Consider the following 10,681-nt stretch of genomic DNA (forward strand, 5'->3'; position numbering starts at 1 on the left):
CATGGGAGGTCATCGCAGCGGGATATCGACCGTCTGCAAGGGCTTGCCGTCCCGGTCGTGGAAGGTGACTTGAAGGCTCTGCGCCGTGACATGCAGGTGGGCGAAGTTGTCCTGACTCACCACTTTGCTGGTCAGTTCATAGCGGTAATCACCACTTCGGGTGCGGGCCATCGGCCTGTGGAAAATAAAATCCGAGGCTTTTGCAAAAGGCAGCAATTTGCTGTTGTAGAACGGCGAGGAAACCACGGTGTTGACCTCGAAATCAGGATCCTCGCTGTGACGCAGGCGGCTGGTCATGGAGCCGTGAACATCGCCCGAGACGAAAACCACGTTTTTGATCCGATGGCGGCGTATGGTTTCCAGCAGGCGCAGGCGTTGTTCCGGGAAGGCCTGCCAGGCGTCGCCGTCATCGTGCTTGCTGTCAGGGAAGAACATGACGCTGGTCACGACGAGTTTGACCCGGGCGGTGCTGTTGATAAGCCATTGGAGCAGGGACTGTTCCTGTTCCTCGTCGAGAATGCGCCGATCGTCCGCCGACAGGTTGCGTTGCGTCCGGCTGTCGGTGACGAACCAATGGATATCGCCGTGGGTGAAGGTGTACCAGTAGCGCATTAACGACTTGTTTAATGTTCCGTCGCTCGACAGTTCATGGGCGGGCCCGTGGCTGGCCTGATAAAGCCCATAAGCGCCCATGGCATTGGCGTATAGAACATCGTCGTTACCGGTTTTCCTGGCGGGCCAGTTGTCTTCGATCTCATGGTCGTCAAGGATCATGTAGGTAGGGGTGCCAGACATCAGTTTCCGGATATGCGGCTGGCTAAATACCGATCGGTATCTGAAAAGGATGTTCTGATAGGTTCGGTCCGGTCCGATGACATTCAGGTCATCCAGATAAACCTGATCGCCGGTCATCAATACCGCGCTGATCGGTGGGTCGGCCTGCGCCACGATGCGGTTGATGCCGGCAAAGGTGCGGTCCCCAAGCCCCGGTAGCAACGGGGTGCCGGCGGCGATTCGCAAGTAGCGACAAGAGCCCACGATATAAGCGCGTGGCGCATCGGTTTTGCTGGCCGGGGTGCGTAAGCAGTAGGTGCTCCTGGGCCATTGCAGCGGCAGTGCCTGGACGGTTTCCACGGTATGGGTCGGGCTCAGGGGGCTGAACCAGCCGGCCTGGTATTCGTAGGCGGTGTCGGGTTGAAGGCCTTTCAGCACGATGACATCGGACATGTCGCAGTAGGCCTTCAGTTGGACAAAATCCCCTTTCGACCAGCGTGTATCGCCTTGGCGCCGGTGGCGAATGCCGGCGAATACCCGGTTGTTGCCGCGATCTCCGCGCAGGAATATCCGGGCGTGATCCGTTGTCGTGTGGCCGACAATGGGGCCAACGGTAGGTTTGAACATATTCGAATCCATTCGAAGTGTTGATGATGGAGTGCAAGCATCCAGTTGCCTGGTGGTTTGATGCTAAAGCCCGGCGCGTCATAAATATCGATAGGGAAGGGGGCGCAAGTTGTGGGTAATGACTAACAGGGGGTGTAGTCATTTAAAACTTGTGTGGTAGGAAAGTTGCCGCGTCGCCTGACCTTCCGCCATCGCGAGCAAGCTCGCTCCCACAGGAACACCACAAGTCCATTGTGGGAGCGAGCTTGCTCGCGATGAGGCCGGCACATCCAACACCCAGGCTGTCCGGCTTGAATTCCAGGCAAAAAAAGCCCCGCCAAACGGGCGGGGTTGAGGTACGAGCGTGGCGCTCGGAAAACAGTGCTCCGAATGGCCCTCCGCAAGGGAGGGCCGCCCGGTGTTACAGCAGGATGGTGCGGATGTCGCCCAGCAGGTCGCTCAAGCGCTTGGTGAAGCGTGCAGCGGCGGCGCCGTTGATCACACGGTGATCGTAGGACAGCGACAGTGGCAGCATCAGCTTCGGCTGGAAGGCTTTACCGTCCCAGACTGGCTGGATGGTGGCCTTGGAAACACCCAGGATCGCCACTTCCGGCGCGTTGACGATCGGCGTGAAGCCGGTGCCGCCAATGTGGCCGAGGCTGGAAATGGTGAAGCAGGCGCCTTGCATGTCGTCGGCGGTGAGCTTCTTGTTCCGGGCTTTTTCGGCCAGGGCAGCGGCTTCGGCAGCCAGTTGCAGCAGGCTCTTCTGGTCGACGTTGCGGATGACCGGTACCAGCAGGCCTTCCGGGGTGTCGACGGCAAAGCCGATGTGAACGTATTTCTTGCGGATCACAGCCTTGCCACTCGGGGCCAGGGAGGCGTTGAAGTCCGGCAGTTCCTTGAGCAGGTGTGCACAGGCCTTGAGCAGCAGAGGCAGCACGGTCAGCTTCACGCCGGCCTTTTCCGCCACGGCTTTCTGCGCGACGCGGAAAGCTTCCAGCTCGGTGATGTCGGCCTGGTCGAACTGAGTCACGTGCGGAATGTTCAGCCAGCTGCGGTGCAGGCTCGACGCGCCGATCTGCATCAGGCGAGTCATGGCCACTTCTTCGGTTTCGCCGAAGCGGCTGAAGTCCACCGCCGGGATCGGCGGAATGCCCGCGCCGCCAGTGGCGCCTTCGGCCGGTGCGTTCTTGGCCTTCTGCATCATGGCCTTGACGTAGGCTTGCACGTCTTCTTTGAGCACGCGACCGTGAGGGCCGCTTGGGCCGACGGCGGAGAGCTCGACACCGAATTCACGGGCCAGCTGACGCACCGCAGGGCCGGCGTGCACCTTGGCACCGCTTGGCGCAGGCGCGGCGACCGGGGCTGGGGCAGCCTCGGCCTTGGCGGCAGGCGCGGCAGGCGCGGCTGCCGGGGCCGGAGCGGCTTCAGTTTTGGCGGCAGGCGCAGCAGCTTGGGCGGGCGCGGCAGGTGCGGCGGCACCGGCTACTTTCAGCTTGAGGATGAAATCGCCTGTGCCCACTTCATCTTCCAGCTTGACCGCGATGCTTTCCACCACGCCGGCAGCCGGCGATGGGATCTCCATGCTGGCCTTGTCGGATTCCAGGGTGATCAGCGACTGGTCGGCTTCGACGGTGTCGCCCACCTTGACCAGCACTTCGATGATCTTGGCCTTGCCCGACGAACCGATGTCCGGGACATGAATGTCCTGGACCGTGGCAGCGGCAGGCGCAGCAGCCGGAGCGGGAGCTGCCGCAGCAGCCGGTGCAGCGGCAGGCTTTTCAGCCGCCGCCGGGGCAGCAGCAGGGGCCGCTGCTTCAGGCGCCGCAGCGGCGCCTTCGACTTCCAGCTCCAGCAGTTCGTCGCCTTCTTTCAGGCGGTCGCCCAGCTTCACTTTCAAGCTCTTGATGACACCGGCCTTCGGCGCAGGCACTTCCATGCTGGCCTTGTCCGATTCAAGCGTCAGGATGCTCTGGTCGGCTTCGATACGGTCGCCGACCTTCACAAACAGTTCAATTACTTCACCTTCACCGCTGCCGATGTCAGGTACGCGAATGAGTTCGCTCACGAAAATTCTCCTCAGCAGTCCAGTGGGTTGCGTTTTTCTGGATCGATGCCGAACTTGACGATGGCCTCGGCCACCACCTTGGGTTCGATATCGCCACGGTCAGCCAGGGCTTCCAGGGCTGCCAACACAACGAACTTACGGTCGACTTCGAAGAAGTGACGCAGTTTCTTGCGGCTGTCGCTACGGCCGAAACCGTCGGTGCCCAGCACTTTGAATTCCTTGGAAGGAACCCACTGGCGGATCTGCTCGGCAAACAGCTTCATGTAGTCGGTAGAGGCGATGACCGGACCTTTTCGGCCGTTCAGGCATTCTTCGACGTAGCTCAGCTTTGGCTTCTGGCCAGGGTGCAGGCGGTTGCTGCGTTCTACGGCCAGGCCGTCGCGACGCAGTTCGTTGAAGCTGGTGACACTCCAGACGTCGGCGCCGACGTTGAATTCTTCACGCAGGATCTTCGCTGCCTCACGCACTTCGCGCAGGATGGTGCCGGAGCCCATCAACTGGACGTGGTGCGCCGCTTCGCGGGTGTCTTCTTCGAGCAGGTACATGCCCTTGATGATGCCTTCCTCGGCGCCGGCCGGCATGGCTGGCTGCTGGTAGGACTCGTTCATCACGGTGATGTAGTAGAAGACGTCCTGTTGCTCTTCGGTCATCTTCTTCATGCCGTCCTGGATGATCACCGCCAGCTCGTAGCCGTAGGTTGGATCAAAGGTGCGGCAGTTCGGGATGGTGGCAGCCAGAATGTGGCTGTGACCGTCTTCGTGTTGCAGGCCTTCGCCGTTCAGTGTGGTCCGGCCAGCGGTGCCGCCGATCAGGAAGCCACGGGTGCGGCTGTCGCCAGCGGCCCAGGCCAGGTCGCCGATACGCTGGAAGCCGAACATCGAGTAGAAGATGTAGAACGGCAGCATCGGCTGGTTGTGGCTGGAGTACGAAGTGCCGGCAGCGATGAAGGAGCTCATGGCGCCTGCTTCGTTGATGCCTTCTTCGAGGATCTGGCCTTTCTTGTCTTCCTTGTAGAACATCACCTGGTCTTTATCGACTGGCTCGTAGAGCTGGCCGACGGAGGAGTAGATGCCCAACTGACGGAACATGCCTTCCATACCGAAGGTACGGGCTTCGTCCGGAATGATCGGGACGATGCGTGGACCGATTTCCTTGTCCTTGACCAGTTGCGCGAGGATCCGCACGAAGGCCATGGTGGTGGAGATTTCACGGTCGCCCGAGCCGTCGAGGATAGCCTTGAGGGTATCCAGCGATGGGGTCGGCACGCTGAAGCTTTGCGCGCGGCGCTGCGGCACGAAACCGCCCAGTGCAGTGCGGCGCTCGCTCAGGTAGCGGGCTTCGGCGCTGTTTGGCTCTGGCTTGAAGAACGGCAGGTTCTCCAGTTCGTCGTCTTTGACCGGAATGTCGAAACGATCACGGAACAACTTCAAGCTGTCGACATCGACTTTCTTGGTGTTGTGCGCAGTGTTCTTCGCTTCGCCGGCACCGGTTCCATAACCCTTGATGGTCTTGGCCAGGATGACGGTGGGTTGTTCTTTGTGGTTGACCGCTTCGTGGTACGCCGCGTAGACCTTGTACGGGTCGTGGCCGCCACGGTTGAGTTTCCAGATCTCGTCGTCGGACAGGTCTGCAACCATTGCCTTGAGTTCAGGCGTGTTGAAGAAGTGTTCACGCACGAACGCGCCGTCTTTGGCCTTGTAGTTCTGGTACTCGCCGTCGATGACTTCGTCCATGCGACGTTGCAGGATACCGTCGACGTCCTTGGCCAGCAGTGGGTCCCAGAAACGGCCCCAGATGACTTTGGTCACGTTCCACTGGGCGCCGCGGAATACGCCTTCGAGCTCCTGGATGATCTTGCCGTTGCCGCGAACCGGGCCGTCGAGGCGCTGCAGGTTGCAGTTGATGACGAAGATCAGGTTGTCGAGCTTCTCGCGGCCGGCCAGGGAGATAGCACCGAGGGATTCCGGCTCGTCGCACTCGCCATCGCCCAGGAAGCACCAGACTTTCTGCTTGCCTTCCGGGATGAAGCCACGGGCTTCCAGGTACTTCATGAAACGTGCCTGGTAGATCGCCTGGATCGGGCCCAGGCCCATGGATACAGTCGGGAACTGCCAGAAGTCGGGCATCAGCCAAGGGTGCGGGTAGGACGACAGGCCCTGACCGTCCACTTCCTGGCGGAAGTTGTTCATCTGCTCTTCGGTGATGCGGCCTTCCATGAACGCACGGGCGTAGACACCTGGGGAGGTGTGGCCCTGGAAGTAGATCAGGTCACCGCCGTGTTCGTCGGTCGGGGCCTGGAAGAAGTAGTTGAAGCCGATGTCGTACAGGGTTGCACTGGAGGCGAAGCTGGAGATGTGACCGCCCAGGTCAGAATCTTTCAGGTTCGTACGCATCACCATGGCCATCGCGTTCCAGCGTACCAACGAGCGAATGCGGCGTTCCATGAACAGGTCGCCAGGCATGCGTGCTTCGTGGGTGACGGGGATTGTGTTGCGGTACGGCGTGGTGATGGCGTAAGGCAATTGCGAACCGCTGCGGGTTGCGAGTTCGCCCATACGGGTCATCAGATAGTGAGCACGGTCTTCGCCTTCTTTGTCGAGAACCGATTCCAGGGCGTCCAGCCATTCCTGGGTTTCGACGGGATCGAGGTCTTGCATGGCTTGCTCCAGGGCGGAAAGGCTACCAGAATCGGTTGCCTGAGTTTGCGACTGGCCTTGTGGGCAGACGATATAAATTCTTGGATTGCCGAAGGTTGTTTCGGCGGCGTGTAGTTTTACTACAAATCGTCGGCCGTTTCAGCCTTTCGAATGTATAGACGAGTAGTAAAACTACACATGAGCGGCTTCTGGCCCCTCGTTTCGTTGTGAGAATAATCGTTACTGTTGGTCTTTAGCCAACTCGTACAGGTAAAAACTTGATGCCGGCTGCCAATAAAATCAGATTTTCAGCTATTTATCATCTTTGTTCGACAGTCGATCAGGTAGTGTCTTTTGAAAAAACACTACATCCAGCCTCTCCCGCGCCGATCAAGGATAGACCATGAGCCTGCCCTCGCTTGCCCCAATACCGGAAACGGTACCGGCGATTCTCCAGTCATTGGTCAGTCGTGCCGAGCAGTCGTTCCGTGCGGTGGTCGCCTTGTTCGACGACGACCACGGGCTGTCGGCCTGGACCCCGCAGCGTTGGGAGGCGTTCAACCGTATTGCCGCCGCCAGCGACTTTGTCATCGAACAGAGCGTCCGTGACCCGGTGATGCTGCTGGAGCTGGTGCGCAGCGGCGAACTGGACCGCAGCCTGGCGCCCGGTGAAATGTGCGCGCAGATCGGTGCCGCCGTGCAGGCCGCCGAGACTGAAGAAGAACTGGGCCGCGTCCTGCGCCGCCAGCGCACCCGCCAGCAGGTACGGATCATCTGGCGCGACCTGACCCGCCAGGCCGACCTGGTCCAGACCTGCCGCGACCTCTCGGACATGGCCGACACCTGCATCGACCAGGCCTATCAATGGTTGTACCAGCGCCTCAGCCAGCAATTCGGCGTACCCACCGGACGACGCAGCGGCGAGCCGCAGCAGATGGTCATCCTGGGCATGGGCAAGCTGGGTGCCGTGGAGCTGAACCTGTCGTCGGACATCGACCTGATCTTCGCCTACCCCGAGGGTGGCGAAACCGTGGGCGTCAAGCGACCGCTGGATAACCAGGAATTTTTCATCCGCGTCGGCCAGCGCCTGATCAAGGCCCTGGACCCGATGACCGTCGACGGCTTCGTGTTCCGTGTCGATATGCGCCTGCGTCCCTACGGCTCGGCCGGTGCGCTGGTGCTGAGCTTCAATGCCCTGGAGCAGTATTACCAGGACCAGGGCCGCGACTGGGAGCGCTACGCCATGATCAAAGCGCGCGTGGTGGCGGGTGACCAAGTGGCCGGTGCGCAGTTGCTCGACATGCTGCGCCCGTTCGTCTATCGCCGTTACCTGGATTTTTCCGCCATCGAAGCGCTGCGCACGATGAAGCAACTGATCCAGCAGGAGGTGCGGCGCAAGGGCATGGCCGACAACATCAAGCTGGGCTCGGGCGGCATTCGCGAGGTGGAGTTCATCGCCCAGGCGTTCCAGTTGATCCATGGCGGTCGCGACTTGAGCTTGCAGCAGCGCCCGCTGCTTAAAGTGCTGGGCACCCTGGAGGGCCAGGGGTACCTGCCGGGCAAGGTGATCGATGAGCTGCGCCAGGGCTATGAGTTCCTGCGTTATACCGAACATGCGATCCAGGCCATCGCCGACCGCCAGACCCAGATGCTCCCGGATAGCCCGCAGGATCAGGCGCGCATTGCGTTCATGCTGGGTTTTGCCGACTGGTCGGCCTTTCATGAGCGATTGATGTATTGGCGCGGGCGTGTGGCCTGGCATTTCGGCCAGGTCATCGCCGACCCGGATGAAGAAGAGGGTGGCGAAAGCGAAGTGGTGGTGGGCGGCGAATGGTTGCCGTTGTGGGAAGACAGCCAGGATGAAGAGGCGGCGTGTCGGCAGTTGGAAGAGGGCGGCTTCGTCGATGCGCCTAAAGCCCTCAAGGCCCTGGCCGCCCTGCGCGGTAGCCCGCAACTGCGCGCCATGCAGCGCCTGGGACGCGAGCGTCTGGATGCCTTCATTCCACGCCTGCTGGCCCAGGCCGTGGAACATGCCGATCCAGACCTGGTGCTGGAGCGGGTGCTGCCCTTGGTCGAGGCGGTAGCCCGCCGCTCGGCCTACCTGGTGCTGTTGACGGAAAACCCCGGCGCCCTGCGTCGTTTGCTGACGTTGTGCGCGGCGAGCCCGTGGATTGCTGAGCAAATCACCCGTTTCCCCTTGCTGCTCGATGAGTTGCTCAACGAGGGCCGGCTGTTCAAGCCGCCCTTGGCGCCGGAGTTGGCGGCGGAGTTGCGTGAGCGCCTGACGCGCATCCCCGAGGATGACCTGGAACAACAAATGGAGGCGCTGCGGCATTTCAAGCTGGCGCACCGCCTGCGGGTGGCCGCTTCGGAAATCGCCGGCAGCCTGCCGCTGATGAAAGTCAGCGATTACCTGACCTGGCTGGCCGAGGCGATTCTCGAACAAGTGCTGGCCCTGGCCTGGCGCCAGACGACCGCCAAGCACGGCGTACCATTGCGCACCGATGGCAGCCTGTGTGATCCGGGCTTCATTATTGTCGGTTATGGGAAAGTCGGCGGCCTGGAATTGGGGCATGGTTCCGACCTGGACCTGGTGTTCATCCACGATGGTGATCCTCAGGCGGAAACCGACGGCCCGAAACCCATCGACGGCGCGCAGTTCTTCACCCGGCTCGGCCAGCGGATCATTCACCTGCTGACCGCCCAGACCAACTCCGGGCAGTTGTACGAAGTGGATATGCGCCTGCGCCCGTCCGGTGCGTCGGGGTTGCTGGTCAGCTCCCTCGGGGCGTTTGCCCGTTACCAGGAGAATGAAGCCTGGACCTGGGAGCATCAGGCGCTGGTGCGGGCCCGTGTGCTGGTGGGTAGCCAGGACGTGGGCCAGGCGTTCGAGAAAGTCCGCGCCCAGGTGCTGGGACGCAAGCGGGACTTGCCGACGCTGCGCCAGGAAGTCAGCGAGATGCGCGCCAAGATGCGCGACAACCTTGGCAGCAAGGCCACCGCCGCCGGGACCGCACCGAATGCCTTCGAGGCCACGGCGCCCTTCGACCTCAAGCAGGATGCCGGAGGTATCGTCGATATTGAATTTATGGTGCAATACGCGGCCTTGGCGTGGTCCGAGGAACACCCGTCGCTGGTGCGCTACACCGATAACATCCGCATCCTGGACGGGTTGCAGGAGGTCGGGCTGATGCCGGTCGAGGACGCCACGCTGTTGCGCGAAGCCTACAAGGCCTACCGCTCCGCCGCTCACCGCCAGGCCTTGCAGAAAGATGCCGGGGTGATCGCAGGTGATCAGTTCGTGGACGAGCGCCAGCAGGTACTGCGGATCTGGCGGGAGCTGGGCCTGAGCTGAAGATTTAAATGTGGGAGCGAGCTTGCTCGCGATGGCGGTGGGTCAGGCGACAGTGATGTTGAATGGGCTGGCCCCATCGCGAGCAAGCTCGCTCCCACCGTTGATGGGTGGGGTGTTGTAGATTAGGGCAACAGGCAGCGACCTAAGCCACAGTGATTCTCGAGGCGGGGAGGCGTAGGCCTCCCCGTATCGTTTTTGGAAAGCAAATGAATATTCTGATCGTTGGGCCCAGTTGGGTCGGTGACATGGTGATGGCGCAGACACTGTTCCAGTGCCTGAAACAGCGTCATCCGCAGTGCGAAATCGACGTCCTGGCCCCCGAGTGGAGTCGGCCGATCCTTGAGCGCATGCCCGAGGTACGCAAGGCCTTGAGCTTCCCGCTCGGCCACGGCGTGCTGGAGCTGGCGACCCGTCGGCGCATCGGCAAATCCCTGGCCGGTCAGTACGACCAGGCGATCCTGTTGCCCAATTCGTTGAAGTCGGCGCTGGTGCCGTTTTTCGCCGGCATCCCCAAGCGCACCGGCTGGCGTGGCGAGTTTCGCTACGGTCTGCTCAACGACGTGCGCGCCCTGGATAAAGACCGCTACCCATTGATGATCGAGCGCTTCATGGCCCTGGCCTACGAGCCTGGGACCGAGTTGCCCAAACCCTATCCACGGCCGAGCCTGCAGATCGATCCGGTGACCCGTGAAGCGGCGCTGGCCAAGTTCGGCCTGAGCCTGGATCGTCCGGTGCTGGCCCTGTGTCCGGGGGCCGAGTTCGGCGAATCCAAGCGCTGGCCGGCGGAGCATTACGCCCAGGTTGCCGAGGCGAAGATTCGCGAAGGCTGGCAAGTCTGGCTGTTCGGCTCGAAAAAAGATCACCCGGTGGGTGAAGACATCCGCTCGCGGTTGATCCCGGGGCTTCGGGAAGAGTCGGTGAACCTCAGTGGCGACACCTCCCTGGCCGAGGCCATCGATCTGCTGTCCTGCGCCGATTCGGTGGTCTCCAACGACTCCGGCCTGATGCACGTGGCCGCAGCCCTGAACCGCCCATTGGTGGCGGTCTACGGTTCCACCTCGCCGGGCTTCACGCCACCGCTGGCCGACAAGGTCGAAGTTGTGCGCCTGGGCATCGAGTGCAGTCCGTGCTTCGACCGCACCTGTCGCTTCGGTCATTACAATTGCCTGCGCCAGCTCATGCCGTCGTCGGTGAACGAGGCCCTTGAGCGTCTGCAGGGCACACCCGTGGAGGTTCGGTAAC

At 61.6% G+C, this 10,681-nt stretch carries 5 protein-coding genes; 2 read left to right on the forward strand and 3 right to left on the reverse strand.

What is annotated here, in order from left to right; genetic code table 11:
- Nucleotides 1-9: 9 nt before the first annotated feature.
- The 3 genes from HU749_RS03465 to aceE all read right to left on the reverse strand — a co-directional run bounded on the left by HU749_RS03465 (nucleotide 10) and on the right by aceE (nucleotide 6,105).
- Nucleotides 10-1,401: an alkaline phosphatase D family protein gene (locus tag HU749_RS03465; protein WP_079301606.1), complete on the reverse strand. Its 1,392-nt coding sequence runs from the start codon at nucleotides 1,399-1,401 to the stop codon at nucleotides 10-12.
- A 400-nt stretch (nucleotides 1,402-1,801) separates the two neighbouring features.
- Nucleotides 1,802-3,448 carry a dihydrolipoyllysine-residue acetyltransferase gene (gene aceF / locus HU749_RS03470; protein ID WP_079301607.1) on the reverse strand — a complete coding sequence of 549 codons (1,647 nt, stop codon included), beginning with the start codon at nucleotides 3,446-3,448 and terminating at the stop codon, nucleotides 1,802-1,804.
- Nucleotides 3,449-3,459: 11 nt separating this feature from the next.
- Nucleotides 3,460-6,105: a pyruvate dehydrogenase (acetyl-transferring), homodimeric type gene (gene aceE / locus HU749_RS03475; protein WP_014336242.1), complete on the reverse strand. Its 2,646-nt coding sequence runs from the start codon at nucleotides 6,103-6,105 to the stop codon at nucleotides 3,460-3,462.
- 382 nt (nucleotides 6,106-6,487) lie between these two features.
- Here aceE and glnE point away from each other — a divergent pair, with 382 nt between their 5' ends.
- Together glnE and waaF are read left to right on the forward strand one after the other, a co-directional pair.
- Complete coding sequence (gene glnE / locus HU749_RS03480) at nucleotides 6,488-9,439, forward strand: bifunctional [glutamate--ammonia ligase]-adenylyl-L-tyrosine phosphorylase/[glutamate--ammonia-ligase] adenylyltransferase (protein WP_079301608.1); 2,952 nt, start codon at nucleotides 6,488-6,490, stop codon at nucleotides 9,437-9,439.
- A gap of 206 nt (nucleotides 9,440-9,645) precedes the next feature.
- Nucleotides 9,646-10,680, forward strand: coding sequence for a lipopolysaccharide heptosyltransferase II (gene waaF, locus HU749_RS03485; RefSeq protein ID WP_046065697.1), 1,035 nt, complete (start codon nucleotides 9,646-9,648; stop codon nucleotides 10,678-10,680).
- Nucleotide 10,681: the final 1 nt, after the last annotated feature.

It is taken from the genome of Pseudomonas ogarae, assembly GCF_014268695.2.
In the GTDB taxonomy this organism is placed as follows: Bacteria; Pseudomonadota; Gammaproteobacteria; order Pseudomonadales; family Pseudomonadaceae; genus Aquipseudomonas; species Aquipseudomonas kilonensis.